This is a genomic window from Kitasatospora sp. NPDC036993, assembly GCF_055607525.1.
This window is the reverse complement of sequence record NZ_JBVJRP010000004.1, coordinates 256,703-270,925: the sequence shown is the minus strand read 5'-3', so window position 1 is coordinate 270,925 and position 14,223 is coordinate 256,703. Positions and strand designations below refer to the sequence as shown.

Below are 14,223 nucleotides of genomic sequence, written 5' to 3'. Positions count from 1 at the left end.
CCGACACGTCAGGGTGAACGGTCGGTCCGATGATCAGCCGCGCGTAACCGACCACCCGCACCGCTCGTTGGCCAGCATGCAAGCCCCCACCGGGCGTACGGTCAAGTCGAATTGCGGCCTATCACCCGATGGAGTGGCTTTGGCCAGCCAGGGCAACCGTCCGGCGGGCCGGGGTGTCGACAACGACGAAGGGAGGTGCGGCCCGTGACGGCAAACGTGCTGGAGCACCGGCGGGCGAAGGCCTTCGCCGAGGCGCTGGAGGCCCACCAGGCGGAGCAACGCGCTGCGGCCAACGCCGAATCGGACAACACCGCTGCCACCGGCACCGGTTCGGTCGCGATGGCCGGCCTGGTCGGTCTGACCGACGCGCTGGGTGGGCTGCCGGGGCCGGTGCTGGACCGGGAGGTCCGAACGGTCCAACGCGCCCAGCTGATGGCCGCGTTCGAGCAGGCCTTCGCCGGCGGGACGGGCGGGGCGGTCCCCCGCCAGCGCCGCCGGGCGATCCGGGCGGCGTCGCGCGGCCGCTGGAGCCGGCGGTTCGCGATCGGCGGGCTGGTCGCCGGGCTCGCCGTCGGCAGCCTGGCCGGCGCGGCCACGGCCAGCTCCAACGCCGTCCCCGGGGACACGCTGTACGGCCTGAAGCGCGGCCTGGAAGGGCTCAGGTTCGACCTCGCGGGCTCCGACTCCGAGCGCGGCGAACTGCTGCTCGACAGCGCGGCCACCCGGCTCGGCGAGGCCAAGACGCTGGTCGGCCGCACCGGCCCGGCCGGCGCGCTCAGCCCCGTCACCGTCGAGCAGGTCCGCCGCGCGCTGGACGACATGCACGCCGACGCCCTCAAGGGCCGCGACCTGCTGCGTTCGGTCTACCGCAGCAACGGCTCGCTCGACCCGATGCGGGCACTGGCCGGCTTCGCCCACGACGAGGACGGCCGCTGGAGCGAGTTGCAGGGCAGGCTGCCCGTCCAGCTCACCCAGCAGGCCGATCTGGTGAGCCGGCTCTTCGACGACATAAGCGAGGACGTCGCGCCCCTGCGCCTGGCCCTGCCACCCGCCACGAGCGGTGACTCGGCCGGCACCGGAGCGGGCGACGGCTCGGCCGCCCCGACCGGCGGTTCCCCGGCAGGCTCTCCGGCGGGCGGCTCCGGCAGCACCTCCGGCACCGGGCAGACCCCGGGTTCCGGCGCCTCCGGCAACCGCCCGGGCGCCACCGAGCACGCCCCGGCGGCCCCCGGCAGCGGAGCCTCCGGCACCGGCGGCAAGGGCGGCCTGCTGCCGGACACCCTGCCCAGCAGCGCCCCGGACACCGTCAACGGCCTGGTCGGCGGCCTCACCGACGGGCTCACCGGCACCAAGCCCTCGCCGAGCGCCGACGCGGCCCCGCCGCAGGTGCCGCAGCCGGCCACGCCCAGCGCGCCGAGCCCGTCCCAGCCGCAGGGCGTCGAGGTGCCCCCGCTGCTCCCGGACCTGCTGCCCGGGCTGCGCATCCTCGGCGGCTGAACGGAACGGGCCGGCCGGAACGGGCTGAACGGAACGGCCGGAGGGCCCGGCGGAGATCCACTCCGCCGGGCCCTCCGGCCGTTCGCGTACCGGGCTGCTCAGAAGAACACCGACCGCCGCTGCACCAGCAGCTGGTAGAGGGTGTGCTGGATGGTCTCGCGCACCTCGTCGGCCAGGTCGAAGACCAGCATCGGGTCGTCCGCCGCCTCCGCCGGGTACGCGTCGGTGGCGATCGGTTCGCCGAAGCGGATCGTCCACTTGGTCGGCAGCGGCAGCATCCCGAGCGGTCCCAGCCACGGGAAGGTCGGCGTGACCGGCACGTACGGCAGGCCCAGCAGCCGGGCCAGCGTCTTCACGTTGCCGATCATCGGATAGGTCTCCTCGGCCCCGACGATCGAGCAGGGCACGATCGGCACCCGCGCCCGCAGCGCCGAGGCGACGAAGCCGCCGCGGCCGAACCGCTGGAGCTTGTAGCGCTCGGAGAAGGGCTTGCCGATCCCCTTGAAGCCCTCCGGCCAGACCCCGACCACCTCGCCGCGCTCCAGCAGCGCCTGGGCGTCCTCGTTGCAGGCCAGCGTGTGACCGGCCTTGCGGGCCAGCTCGTTGATGCCGGGCAGCACGAAGACCAGGTCGGCGGCGAGCATCCGCAGGTGCCGCCGGGCCGGGTGGTGGTCGTGGATGGCCACCTGGGTCATCAGCGCGTCCAGCGGGATCGTCCCCGAGTGGTTGGCGACGATCAGCGCGCCGCCCTCCGCCGGGATGTGCTCCACGCCCTGGACGTCGATCCGGAAGTACTTCTCGGCCAGCGGGCGCAGCAGCGAGAGCAGCACCTCCTCGGTGAGCTCCCGGTCGAAGCCGAACTCGTCCACCTCGTAGTCGCCGGTCACCCGGCGGCGCAGGAAGGCCAGCCGCTCGGCGGCCCGGCCCTCCCAGCCCTTGCCGAACAGCCGGGTGGCGGCCGGGCCGAGCGGCCCGGACAGCACCCCGCCGACGGCCTCGGCGAGCCGGTCCGCCGGATTCGGCCCCTCCGGCGAGCTCCAGCTGGGCGCCGACTCGATCGGGATGACCTTGGCCTCGCCCGGCGCGTTCTCGGCTGCGGCACTCATCGCGGGTTCAGCTCCTCGGTCGGCGGTTCGGTACGGCGTCCGGCGCGGCGGCCGCTTCCGGGCCGAGCAGGGTGGTCAGCCGGTCGGTGACGGCGGCCAGCCGCTCGGGCGGCAGCAGGCCCGGGCCCCTGGCGGCGGCGAAGTCGGCGAAGGCCTCGGGGGTGCTGAAGGCCGGCCGGTAGCCGAAGGTGTCGCGCAGCCGCGCGGTGTCCACCACCCGGCCGTGGGTGAGCAGCCGCAGCTGCTCGGGCGAGACGTCCACCAGCCGGGTCTGCCTGGCCAGCACGGCCATCCAGCTGACCGCGGGCAGCAGCAGCGGCAGGGTCGGCCGGCCGAGCCGGCGGGCGCACTGGGAGAGCAGCAGGACGCCCTCCCCCGCCACGTTGAAGGTCCCGGTGTTGACGGTGCCGGGCGCGGGTTCGCCGGCGGCCCGGCAGAGCACCGCGACGGCGTCGTCCTCGTGGACGAACTGAAGCCGCGGGTCGTAGCCGAGGACGGTCGGCAGCACCGGCAGCGCGAAGTACTCGCTGAGCGGGGTGTCCGCGTCCGGGCCGACGATGTTGGCGAAGCGCAGCACCGTCACCGCGACGTCCGGGCGGCGGCGGGCGAAGCCGCGCACGTAGCCCTCGACCTCCGCCGCGTCCTTGGCGAAGCCGCCGCCGGGCGGGTCCTTGGGCTGCATCCGCTCGCTGAACACCGCCGGGTCGCGGGGCGCCGAGCCGTAGACGCCCGTGGTGGACTTCACCACCAGCCGGCGCACCCCGGGGGCCTTCTGGCAGGCGCCGAGCAGCTGCATGGTGCCGATCACGTTGGACTCCTTCACCGCGGAGCGGTTGGTGGAGCCCAGGCCGGTGGCGCTGACGCTGAGGTGCACCACGGTGTCCACCCCGTGCTCGGCGAGCACCCGGGAGAGCGCCGGGCGGCGCAGGTCGAGCTGGTGGAAGCGGTACGGGGCCGCCGGTCCCGCCGGCTCCTCGGGCGGCAGCCGGGGCGGCTGCACGTCCACGCCCACGACCAGGTCCACGCCCGGCCGGCGGCGCACCTCGGCGGCGAACCGGGCACCGAGATGGCGGGCCACGCCGGTGACGAGCACGACCACGCCCACGGTGCTGCACCCCATTCCCTCGGCCCGAGCGGCCTGCGTGCACCGTACCGCGCCGCCCCACCGGCCCGGGAGACGACACCGCCCGCCCAGGCCACGACGGGCTTGGGCGGGCGGTGGGAGCGCTGGGCGCGCCGAGCGCGGCCGGGGGCGCTTACTTCTTGTTGCGACGCTGCACGCGGGTGCGCTTCAGAAGCTTGCGGTGCTTCTTCTTGGCCATACGCTTGCGACGCTTCTTGATGACAGAGCCCACGGAACAACCCTCGCTCACTGAGACTCTCGCCCGTGTGAGACGGAGTCCATACGACTGACGTGAGGGCCTAGCCTACCTTCCGGTTGCCCGGGGCTGTAAATCGCGCCCCCGGCAACCGGGGAACACCCGGGAAATCAACGGCGAACGGGGGTGGCTCCGCAGTCGCGGAACCACCCCCGGCCGACCCGCCCCTACGCGCTTTCGAGCCGCACGTAGGACTCCTTGAGGTACTCGTGCACCGCCTGCTGGGGCACCCGGAAGGACCGTCCGACCCGGATGGCCGGCAGCTCTCCGCTGTGCACCAGGCGGTACACCGTCATCTTGGACACCCGCATGACCGCGGCGACCTCCGCCACGGTCAGGAAGACGACTTCCTGAAGGGGGCGCTCGACGGAACTCATGACCATCACCCGACCCTTACCCGTGTGCAAGGCACCGGCTTCCCCTCCGGTGACTCCACCGGCACACGTGTATCCCCAGAGTAGTTATGGGTGGTACCAGTGGGAAGAGGGGAAGGCCGGTCCTCGTACGGTGAGAGATAGGACTGTTGCAGTACGTAGCCGATCGGCGGATGGCACTGCCCGCCGTACGCACGGACCGCGCCGCCCCCGGCCGGGAGGGGCGGTATCAGGCCAGCAGCCCGTGCTGGGGGAACACCGCCCTGCGGGTGGCGAGGATGGCCTGATCGAGCCGGTCGGCCGGATCGTAGCCCGCGTCGAAGTCGCGCCAGGCGGGGCGGGCGCCGTCGGTCATCCGCAGCGGGGCGGGGCGGCGGGTGCGGCGGTAGACCTCGGCGCGCCAGGCCTCGGGGGTCTCGGTGACCGGGTCGACGGGCCTGGCGGCGGCGGTGGCGACCAGGTGGGTCCAGCAGCGCGGGACGACGTCCACCACGGCGTAGCCGCCTCCGCCGGTGGCCACCCAGCGGCCGCCGGTGTGCTGGTGGGCGAGGTCGTGCAGCGCCTCGGCGATCAGCCGCTGGGCGTCCACGGTGACGGCGAAGTGGGCGAGCGGGTCCTCCAGGTGGGTGTCGGCGCCGTGCTGGGTGACCAGGACCTGTGGCCGGAAGGCGTCGAGCAGTTCGGGCACCAGGGCGTGGAAGGCGCGCAGCCAGCCGGAGTCGCCGGTGCCCGCGGGCAGCGGCAGGTTGGCGGCGGAGCCGGGTGCGTCCTCGCCGCCGGTCTCGACCGGCCAGCCGGTCTGCGGGAAGAGCGTGGCGGGGTGCTCGTGCAGCGAGACGGTGAGCACCCGGGGGTCGTTCCAGAAGGCCGCCTGGACGCCGTCGCCGTGGTGGACGTCCACGTCGACGTAGGCGACCCGCTCGGCGCCGAGTTCCAGCAGCCGGGCGATGGCCAGCGCCGGGTCGTTGTAGACGCAGAAGCCGGAGGCCCTGCCCGGCATCGCGTGGTGCAGCCCGCCGGTGAAGTTGACGGCGTGCGGGGTCTCGCCGCGCCAGACCGCCTCGGCGGCGGCGACCGACTGGCCGGCGATCAGCGCGGAGGCCGAGTGGATCGCGGGGAAGGACCAGGTGTCGTCGGTGCCGAGTCCGTGCCGGGGGTCGGAGTGGTCGGGGTGGGCGGCGGCGTACCTGACCGCCTCGACGTACTCCCCGGTGTGCACCAGCCGGAGGGTGGACTCGCCGGCGGGCGGCGCGGAGCGGACGGTCACCCCGGGCCCGGTGTCCAGTCCGAGTGACTCGACCAGTCGCATGGTGAGGGCCAGCCGGGTCGGGTCCATCGGGTGGCCGGGCCCGAAGTCGTAGGCGGTGACGGCCTCGTCCCAGAAGAGGTGCAGGCCGCAGGGGGTGTCACGCTCGGCTTCGGGCATGGCCTCCACCGTAGCGGGTGACGGTGACCGCTCCGTTGCCAGGGCGCGCCGGGGCGGCGCGGGTGAGGCCCGGTGGACGCCAGGTGCGCATTGAAACTACGGAAGTTGTGGGGCAGCTGTGGAGGCGGGTGTTGAGGCGGTGCAGACAAAAGCCTTACGACTCCATATCCTCTCCGCCATGAAGCCATTCAGCGTGCAACGCCTTGGGGTAATTCTCGCTGCAATACTGGGTTTTGGCGTGTTCTTCGCCGCCCAGCCGGCCTCCGCCGCGGTCAGCGGCACCACCTTCGCCGTCGACAAGTCGACGGCCAAGGCGGGAGACCAGCTGACCCTGACGCTGTCCCTCACCAACGCCGAGAACAGCGCCATCTACTTCGCCTACGAGTCCGTCCAGCCGACCTGGCCGGCCAACACGCAGGCCGGAGCCTTCACGATCACCGCCTGCACCGGTGACACCTCCGACTGCGCGTTCACCGGGAACAGCGCCAACTTCCACTTCAACGCGCCGATCGCGCCGGGAGCGACCAAGAGCGTCACGCTCACCGTCAAGATCACCGACACCCCCGGGTGGGGCACCGCGCCGTACACCCTGAACTGGGCGCCGTACGTCTACTACGAGTTCGGCCAGGTGGGCGGCACCACCACGGCCAAGGACCAGAGCTGGACCTTCGGCGTGCCCCAGCTCCAGACCGTGATCAGCTGACCCCCGTCCCGTCGACCGCCCCCGCCGTCACCCGACGGCGGGGGCAAGGGCGTCACCCGACGGCGGGGGCCGGCGCCGGAACGGGTGCGGGTGCGGGGGCGAAGCGGTCGGCCAGCGGTAGGACGGCGAGCACCAGCAGCATCGGGGCGAGCAGCGCCCAGCGGTACGAGCTCGCGTCCGCGATCGCCCCGACCAGCGGCGAACCGACCAGGAAACCCACGTAGTTGAACAGGTTGAGCCGGGCCACCGCGGCGTCCGAGTCCGCCGGGAAGAGCCGGCCGCCGGCCGCGAACACCTGCGGGATGATCGCGCAGATGCCGAAGCCGAGCACGGTGAACCCGGCGATGCCCGCCCAGGCGGCGGGCGCGACCGCGGCCAGCCCGAAGCCGAGCGCGGCCAGCGCGGCACCCGCGCGGACCACCGGGACGGCGCCGAAGCGCTGCACCGCGCGGTCGCCGAGGGAACGGCCGAGCAGCATCGCGACCATGTAGCCGAGGTAGGAGAGCTTGGCGAGGTCCTCGCGGCTGCCCAGGCCGTCGGTGAGGTACTTGACGCTGTAGTTGGAGACCGAGGCGTCCGCGATGTACGCGAAGGCCATCGCCAGGCAGAGCGGCAGCAGCGGGCGCCAGGGGACGGGCCTCGCCGCGGCCTCGGCGGCCTCCCGGACGGCGTCGCCGAGTTCGGCCGGGCCGGCGGCGGGAGTCCCCGGAGCCGGAGGCCGGGGAAGGGTGCCGGCCAGCACCGCGAGCGGCGCGATCACCGCGGCGGTGGTGCCGAACAGCACCGGCAGCCCGAGGCCGTAGTGCGAGCCGAGGCCCGCCAGCGCCGCGCCGAGGATGCCGCCGAGGCTGAAGGCGGCATGGAAGCCGATCATGATCGAGCGGCCGTAGAGGTGCTGGAGCCCCACCCCGAGCATGTTCATACTGGCGTCCAGCGCGCCCACCAGCAGCCCGAACGCGCCGAGTGCCAGGGCGAGTTGCCACAGGGTGCCGCCGAGCCCGGCGGCCGCCAGGGCGAGGCAGACGGCGGGCTGGACCACCCGCAGCACGGCCCGCGCGCCGGTGCGCTTCACCAGCCGCTCGGAGGCGATCGAGCCGGCGCCGGCCAGGATCGGCACCGCGGCCAGGAAGACCGGCAGCAGGCCGTCACTCAGCCCGTACCGGTGCTGGATCTCCGGGATGCAGGTGACCAGCAGGGCGAAGGTGACGCCCTGGAGCAGGAAGCTGACGGCGAGCGCGGCCCGCCCGGCGCGCAGGCCGGGCGGTGCCGGGGACGAGAGGGACCGGACGGGCGGTGCGGCACTCAACGGACCTCCAGGCGACCTCACTACCGGCCGGTAGGCCGATGTTGGCGAGAGCGTAGGGGGTGCGCCGCGATTGCGGGAGGGGTCGCGCAGCGGTCATTTCCCGCCGGACGCCAGCTCCCTGGAGCGGTCCCTGGCCGCCTCCAGGGCGCCCAGCAGCGCGGCCCGCACCCCGTGGTTCTCCAGCTCGCGGATCGCCGCGATGGTGGTGCCGGCCGGGGAGGTGACCGCCTCGCGCAGCTTCACCGGGTGCTCGCCGGAGTCGCGCAGCATCACCGAGGCGCCGATCGCGGACTGCACGATCAGGTCGTGCGCCACCTGCCGGGGCAGGCCGAGCAGGATGCCGGCGTCGGTCATCGCCTCGACCAGGAAGTAGAAGTAGGCCGGGCCGGAGCCGGACAGCGCGGTGGCCGCGTCCTGCTGGGCCTCGGGCAGCCGCAGCGCCTTGCCGACCGAGCTGAAGATCTCCTCGGCGCGCACCAGGTGCTCCTCGCCGGCGTGCGAGCCGGCCGAGATCACGCTCATCCCCTCGTCCACCAGGACCGGGGTGTTGGGCATCACCCGGACCACCGGGGTGCCGGCCGCCAGCCGCTCCTCGAACCAGGCCGTCGGGACACCGGCCGCGGCCGAGATCACCAGCCGGTCCGGGCTGACGTGCGGGGCCAGCTCGTCCAGCAGGGTGCCCATGTCCTGCGGCTTGACCGCCAGGATCAGGGTGTCGGCGAGCTTGGCGGCCTCGGCGTTGGAGACGGTCACCACCCCGTAGCGGGCGGCGAGTTCGGCCGCGCGCTCCGGGCGGCGGGCGGTCACCAGGACGTCGGCCGGGTCCTTGCCGGCCCGCAGCAGACCGGAGAGCAGGGCCTCGCCGATCTTGCCGGTGCCCAGGAAGGCGATCTTCTGTCCGGGTGCTGCGCTGCTGCCCATGGTCCGCTCCTTGCCTCGGTACTGCGGCCATCCTCGCACCGCGCGACGGCGCCCGGAGGGACCGTCCGGTCCGTGGTCGCCCCGGGCCCGGCCGCCGTACCCCTGAGGTCGCCCAGGGTGAAATCTCGGGGGTTTCCCCTATGGCCTCCCGGCTCCGGCGGGCGCACCGTGGAGCCATGGCACACGACGAGATGTCCCGACGTGAGAACCGGCGACTCGCCGTCGCCTCGGCGACGGTGGGCCCGTGGCGGACGGCCACGGGGGTCGGCGCGGTGGTGGGGGCGACGGCCCTGGGGATCGAGGCGGTCTCCGGGGACTGGTCGCTGAGCATGCTGGCCTCACCGGCCGGCTGGGGCCTGTTCTTCTTCTTCCTGGTCGGCGCCGTCGGCGGCCGGCTGCGCGGCGACGGCACCGACCGGCGGCTGCGCCGCTGGGCGGACGAGCACCCGTGGCAGTCGGCGCTCCCGGCGGCCGGCGGACTGCTGGCGCTGAACACGCTGGCCCAGCTGTTCCTCGGCGACGAGGGCCTGTTCGGCGCCTTCTTCGTCTCACTGCTGCCGGCCGGCCTGCTGCTGGCGGTCGCCGGGGTGGTGGGATCGGTCAAGCGGGCCCGCGGCAAGGGATGAGCGCCGGCGGGGACGCGGTCGCGCGAAGACGGAACGCGGCCCGGAGCCCGGGTTCACCCCGCGGGGTGCCCTTGGCCGACGCGCTGTCACACCCCGTCGGCATACTGGCGCGATGCCGATAGCCGAAGATCCGCAGCCGCGCCCGGGCCGGGGCGACGAACCGGACGGGTCCGCCCCGTCCGGGGCGGGCGCGAAGGACCCGTTCGCCGGGCTCGTCCTGGACGAGGAGTTCGTCCGGGGTGCCGCCCACAAGGAGCAGGCCGGACGCACCCGCATGCTGGCCGCCCGGTGGAAGCACACCCCGCCGGTCGACCCGGGCGGGCGCCGCTCGGTCAACGACGGCCCGGCGAAGCCGAGGCGCTTCGGTCGCGGGCCGGGGCCACGGTCAGCCGGCCGCCAGGCCGGGCCGCGCCGCCGGGCGGCCTGGCGCACCCCGCTCTACGTCGCGCTGGCCGTCGCCGCGCTGCTCGCCGTCCTGAAGCTCACCGGCTGACCGCCGTCAGCGCTTGCGCTTGGCCCGGCCCGGCGCCTTGGTGTCGGGCCGGCGGCTGCGGCTCGCCTGGCGCTTCTCGTACTGGACGACGGCCCGCTCGTAGGCCGCCCGCCGGACCGCTTCGCCGGGGGCCTCGACCAGGCTGCGGACGAAGTAGGCGAGCAGCGAGCCGGCCCCGCCGATCAGCCAGACCGCGCCGAGCGACTTGTCCTCGGCCATCCAGCCGGTCAGCTGGTCCCTGCCCTCGGTGAGCGACTTCCAGGTGCGCCGGACCGCCATCATCGAGCAGACCGCGATGGCGGCGGTCAGCAGCCCGTTGAGGAAGGTGCCGTTGTCGGAGAGGGCGATGCCCTCGACGCCGAAGCGCAGCACCAGGATCACGGCGGCGGTCGCGGCCAGCGAGCCGACGGAGACGGCGACCCGGCGCGGCCAGTAGCCGCCGTCCCGGTTCAGCCAGCTGGTGCCGAACCAGCGGATCGGCTCCGGCTCGGGGGCGCCGTCGGGCTTGGGGGCGGGGATGGGGGGCTGATCGCTCACGTCGTCGATTATCACCCGGCCACCGCACGTGCCGGAGGAGCCGTCCCGCAGTCCGGGACGGCTCCTCCGTGGCGGTCCGGTCTCAGCCGAGCTTGCTCACGTCGCGGACGGCGCCCTTGTCGGCGGAGGTGGCCATCGCCGCGTAGGCCCGCAGGGCCTGGCTGACCTGGCGGTCGCGGCTCTTCGGCCGGTAGCCGCCCGCGGCCTCCAGGGCGCGGCGGCGCTCGGCCAGGACCTCGTCCGGGACCTCCAGGGAGATCCGGCGGCCGGGGATGTCGATGGCGATGGTGTCGCCGTCCTCGACCAGCGCGATGGTGCCGCCGGAGGCCGCCTCGGGGGACGCGTGCCCGATGGACAGGCCCGAGGTGCCGCCGGAGAAGCGGCCGTCGGTGACCAGCGCGCAGGCCTTGCCCAGGCCCCGGCCCTTGAGGAAGGACGTGGGGTAGAGCATCTCCTGCATGCCGGGGCCGCCCTTGGGGCCCTCGTAGCGGATGACGACGACGTCGCCCTCCTTGACCCGCTTGGCGAGGATCGCCTCGACCGCGTCCTCCTGGGACTCGACCACGACGGCCGGGCCGCTGAACGTCCAGATCGACTCGTCCACGCCCGCGGTCTTCACGATGCAGCCGTCCTCGGCGAGGTTGCCGTACAGCACGGCCAGGCCGCCCTCGACCGAGTAGGCGTGCTCGACGCTGCGGATGCAGCCGCCGGCCGCGTCGGTGTCCAGCGACTCCCAGCGCTCGGACTGCGAGAAGGCCTCGGCGGAGCGGACGCAGCCGGGGGCGGCGTGCCACAGCTCGACGGCCTCGGCGGAGGGCGAACCGCCGCGCACGTCCCAGGTCTTGAGCCACTCGGCGAGCGAGTCGGCGTGCACGGTGTGGACGTCCTCGTTGAGCAGCCCGCCCCGGTGCAGTTCGCCGAGGAGGGCCGGGATGCCGCCGGCCCGGTGCACGTCCTCCATGTAGTACGAGCCGTTGGGCGCGACCTTGGACAGGCAGGGCACCTTGCGGGAGATCGCGTCGATGGCCCGCTGGTCGAAGTCCAGCTCGGCCTCCTGGGCGGCGGCGAGCAGGTGCAGGATGGTGTTGGTCGAGCCGCCCATGGCGATGTCCAGGGCCATGGCGTTCTCGAAGGCGGCGCGGGTGGCGATCGCCCGGGGCAGGAGGGAGGCGTCGTCCTGGCCGTAGTGGCGGTTCGTGATCTCGACGACCGTGCGCCCGGCGTCCTCGTACAGGGCCCTGCGGGCGGTGTGGGTGGCGAGCACCGAGCCGTTGCCGGGCAGCGAGAGGCCGATCGCCTCGGTCAGGCAGTTCATCGAGTTGGCGGTGAACATGCCGGAGCACGAGCCGCAGGTGGGGCAGGCGTTCTCCTCGATGATCGCGATGTCCTCGTCGGAGACGTTCTCGTTGACCGCCTGGGAGATCGCGTCGACCAGGTCGAGCTTGCGCACGGTGCCGTCGACCAGGGTGGCCTTGCCGGCCTCCATCGGGCCGCCGGAGACGAAGACGGTCGGGATGTTCAGGCGCAGCGCGGCCATCAGCATGCCCGGGGTGATCTTGTCGCAGTTGGAGATGCAGATCAGGGCGTCGGCGCAGTGGGCGTTGACCATGTACTCGACCGAGTCGGCGATCAGGTCGCGCGAGGGCAGCGAGTAGAGCATGCCGGCGTGGCCCATCGCGATGCCGTCGTCCACCGCGATGGTGTTGAACTCGCGCGGGATGCCGCCCGCCTGCTTGATCGCCTCGGAGACGATCCGGCCGACCGGCTGGAGGTGGGTGTGGCCGGGGACGAACTCGGTGAAGGAGTTGGCGACCGCGATGATCGGCTTGCCGAAGTCCTCGCGGGCTACGCCGGCCGCCCGGAGAAGCGCCCGGGCGCCTGCCATGTTGCGACCGTGGGTGACCGTACGGGACCTCAGCTCGGGCACTGCGCTCCACTCCTTCGGGGCTGTCGCCGGCGCCCCGCTGGTGGGAGGGTTCGGGGGCCGCTGTGGGTACCGAGCCTACGCCCGCCGTCCGGACGGCGGACGGCCCGTCCGCGATGCGGGCAGGCGGCGGGCGGGCCGGCGCGGCCGGTGTCAGCCCGGCTTGACGGCCACGGTGAGGTCCAGGGCGAACGGCTCGACCACGATGCCGTCCGGGAACTCGGCGAGCATGGCCTCCCGTTCGGCGGCCAGCACCGGCGCGCGCTCCCCGGGTGCGAGCGAGGCGAGGTAGGAGCGCGAGGTCAGGTCGGTGAGCACGTGGTCGACGGGGACCCGCCGCTCCCAGCGCAGCACCGTCCGCTCGACCGCGAGGCCGGCCGGGGCGAAGTGGCCGACGTGGTGGTCGATCCCGCCGTAGCCGCGGTACCGGTCGGGGAGGGCGGCGGCCATCCGCCGGTCCCTGGCCCGGATCCACGCCACGGTCTCGTCGTACACGTTCCACCAGGCGGCCACGGCACCGCCCGGCCGCAGCACCCGGACCGCCTCGGGGACGGACTTCTCGGGGTACGTCCAGTGGAAGGCCTGGGCGTAGCTGACCAGGTCGGCGGAGCCGTCGTGGAAGGGCAGGTCGTCGCCGGTGCCCCGGACCAGCGGCAGGGCCGGCGAGGAGGCGAGGAACCGGGCGGCCATGCCGGGGCTGGGCTCGACGGCCACGACCTCCGCGCCCCGCGCGGCCAGCAGCCGGGTGGCGATGCCGGTGCCCGCGCCGACGTCCAGGACCCGGGCGCCGCGCAGGCCGCGGCCCCAGAGCCGCTCCAGCGCGTCGAACAGGCCGTCCGGGTAGCCGGGGCGGCCCCGCTCGTACTCGGCGGCGACCCCGCCGAAGCTCCGGGCGGCCTCGCGGTAGTCCCGGCCCTCCGTCATGTGCCCTCCTCCGTACGGCGGTTCGCGTCCGGCCGGCCGGACGGCTCAGCGTACGCGCGAGGGGGTGGCCAGGTGCAAGCGGGTGAAGGCGAGGGCCTCGGCCAGGTCGGCCTCGCGTTCGGCGGGGGAGGCGGAGCGGCGGGTGTTGACCTCCAGCACCACGTGGCCGTCGAAGCCGGTGCGGGCGAGGTGCTCCAGCAGCTCGGCGCAGGGCTGCTTGCCCCGGCCGGGGATCAGGTGCTCGTCCTTGCCGGAGCCGCTGCCGTCGGCCAGGTGGACGTGGGCGAGCCGGTCGCCCATCCGCTCGACCATGGCGAAGGTGTCGATCCTGGACGTGGCGGCGTGCGAGAGGTCGATGGTGAAGTGCCGGTACTCCTCGTCGGTGACGTCCCAGCCCGGGGCGTACGCGAGCATCTCGCGGTCGCGGTAGCGCCACGGGTACATGTTCTCGACGGCGAAGCGGACGTCGGTCTCGCCCGCCATCCGGCCGATGCCCTCGACGAACTCCCGGGCGTACTGGCGCTGCCAGCGGAACGGCGGGTGGACGACGACGGCGCTCGCGCCGAGCTTCTCGGCCGCGGCCCTGGCCCGGACCAGCTTGGTCCACGGGTCGGTGCTCCACACCCGCTGGGTGATCAGCAGGCAGGGGGCGTGCACGGCCAGGATGGGCAACTGGTGGGCGTCGGAGAGGCGGCGCAGGGCGTCGAGGTCCTGGCTGACCGGGTCGTTCCAGACCATCACCTCGACCCCGTCGTAGCCGAGCTTGGCGGCCAGCTCGAAGGCCACGGCGGTGCTCGCCGGGTACACCGAGGCGGTGGAGAGCGCCACCTTGGTGTCGGGGATGTGCAGGGCCGGGTGCCGGGGCAGCACCAGCCGGTCGGTGGTGCGCAGCAGCGGCGGGCGGGCGGCGTCGCGCTTGGCGGCCTTGACCGAGCGGACGGACTGGACGGCGGCCTTGGCGGCGCCGGCGGCCCGGGCGGTGCGGGTCTCCCTGGGGGCGGCGGCCT

The 14,223-nt window shown here is 74.1% G+C and carries 15 protein-coding genes; 4 read left to right on the top strand and 11 right to left on the bottom strand.

The window, feature by feature from the left end:
• The first annotated feature begins 204 nt into the window (after positions 1–204).
• Positions 205–1,497: a DUF5667 domain-containing protein gene (locus ACZ7C5_RS10300; RefSeq protein WP_470322409.1), complete on the top strand. Its 1,293-nt coding sequence runs from the start codon at positions 205–207 to the stop codon at positions 1,495–1,497.
• Between the two features lie 98 nt (positions 1,498–1,595).
• Here the strand turns inward: ACZ7C5_RS10300 and ACZ7C5_RS10295 are convergent, their stop codons facing one another.
• From ACZ7C5_RS10295 to ACZ7C5_RS10275, 5 genes are all read right to left on the bottom strand, one after another.
• Positions 1,596–2,603 (bottom strand): lysophospholipid acyltransferase family protein, encoded by a 1,008-nt coding sequence (locus tag ACZ7C5_RS10295; RefSeq protein ID WP_188296326.1) that lies wholly within the window; start codon positions 2,601–2,603, stop codon positions 1,596–1,598.
• Positions 2,604–2,610: 7 nt separating this feature from the next.
• Positions 2,611–3,708 carry an NAD-dependent epimerase/dehydratase family protein gene (locus tag ACZ7C5_RS10290; RefSeq protein WP_401080128.1) on the bottom strand — a complete coding sequence of 366 codons (1,098 nt, stop codon included), beginning with the start codon at positions 3,706–3,708 and terminating at the stop codon, positions 2,611–2,613.
• Between the two features lie 151 nt (positions 3,709–3,859).
• On the bottom strand, positions 3,860–3,958 hold the full coding sequence (locus ACZ7C5_RS10285; RefSeq protein WP_003948845.1) for a 30S ribosomal protein bS22: 99 nt from the start codon (positions 3,956–3,958) through the stop codon (positions 3,860–3,862).
• Between the two features lie 191 nt (positions 3,959–4,149).
• Positions 4,150–4,359, bottom strand: coding sequence for a helix-turn-helix domain-containing protein (locus ACZ7C5_RS10280; RefSeq protein WP_045699258.1), 210 nt, complete (start codon positions 4,357–4,359; stop codon positions 4,150–4,152).
• Positions 4,360–4,585: 226 nt separating this feature from the next.
• A complete protein-coding gene (locus tag ACZ7C5_RS10275) occupies positions 4,586–5,782 on the bottom strand; it encodes an acetoin utilization protein AcuC (protein ID WP_401080130.1) in 1,197 nt (398 codons plus the stop codon).
• A gap of 238 nt (positions 5,783–6,020) precedes the next feature.
• Here ACZ7C5_RS10275 and ACZ7C5_RS10270 point away from each other — a divergent pair, with 238 nt between their 5' ends.
• Entirely contained in the window at positions 6,021–6,485 is a 465-nt protein-coding gene (locus ACZ7C5_RS10270) for a hypothetical protein (protein WP_470322408.1), read from the top strand.
• Positions 6,486–6,537: 52 nt separating this feature from the next.
• Here the strand turns inward: ACZ7C5_RS10270 and ACZ7C5_RS10265 are convergent, their stop codons facing one another.
• Complete coding sequence (locus ACZ7C5_RS10265; protein ID WP_401080134.1) at positions 6,538–7,791, bottom strand: MFS transporter; 1,254 nt, start codon at positions 7,789–7,791, stop codon at positions 6,538–6,540.
• A gap of 93 nt (positions 7,792–7,884) precedes the next feature.
• Positions 7,885–8,712, bottom strand: coding sequence for a pyrroline-5-carboxylate reductase (gene proC, locus ACZ7C5_RS10260; RefSeq protein WP_188296330.1), 828 nt, complete (start codon positions 8,710–8,712; stop codon positions 7,885–7,887).
• Between the two features lie 176 nt (positions 8,713–8,888).
• On the opposite strand from proC, the gene ACZ7C5_RS10255 reads away from it, so the two are divergent.
• Both ACZ7C5_RS10255 and ACZ7C5_RS10250 read left to right on the top strand, forming a co-directional pair.
• Positions 8,889–9,338 carry a hypothetical protein gene (locus ACZ7C5_RS10255; RefSeq protein ID WP_401080137.1) on the top strand — a complete coding sequence of 150 codons (450 nt, stop codon included), beginning with the start codon at positions 8,889–8,891 and terminating at the stop codon, positions 9,336–9,338.
• 112 nt (positions 9,339–9,450) lie between these two features.
• Complete coding sequence (locus ACZ7C5_RS10250) at positions 9,451–9,831, top strand: SCO2583/SCO2584 N-terminal domain-containing protein (RefSeq protein WP_401080139.1); 381 nt, start codon at positions 9,451–9,453, stop codon at positions 9,829–9,831.
• A gap of 6 nt (positions 9,832–9,837) precedes the next feature.
• Here ACZ7C5_RS10250 and ACZ7C5_RS10245 read toward each other — a convergent pair whose 3' ends face one another.
• From ACZ7C5_RS10245 to ACZ7C5_RS10230, 4 genes are all read right to left on the bottom strand, one after another.
• Positions 9,838–10,368 (bottom strand): hypothetical protein, encoded by a 531-nt coding sequence (locus ACZ7C5_RS10245; RefSeq protein ID WP_401080141.1) that lies wholly within the window; start codon positions 10,366–10,368, stop codon positions 9,838–9,840.
• Positions 10,369–10,450: 82 nt separating this feature from the next.
• Positions 10,451–12,295, bottom strand: coding sequence for a dihydroxy-acid dehydratase (ilvD, locus tag ACZ7C5_RS10240; RefSeq protein ID WP_401080143.1), 1,845 nt, complete (start codon positions 12,293–12,295; stop codon positions 10,451–10,453).
• A 150-nt stretch (positions 12,296–12,445) separates the two neighbouring features.
• Positions 12,446–13,216: a class I SAM-dependent methyltransferase gene (locus ACZ7C5_RS10235; RefSeq protein ID WP_401080145.1), complete on the bottom strand. Its 771-nt coding sequence runs from the start codon at positions 13,214–13,216 to the stop codon at positions 12,446–12,448.
• A gap of 45 nt (positions 13,217–13,261) precedes the next feature.
• Positions 13,262–14,065 carry a sugar phosphate isomerase/epimerase family protein gene (locus ACZ7C5_RS10230; protein ID WP_470322468.1) on the bottom strand — a complete coding sequence of 268 codons (804 nt, stop codon included), beginning with the start codon at positions 14,063–14,065 and terminating at the stop codon, positions 13,262–13,264.
• Positions 14,066–14,223 lie beyond the last annotated feature (158 nt).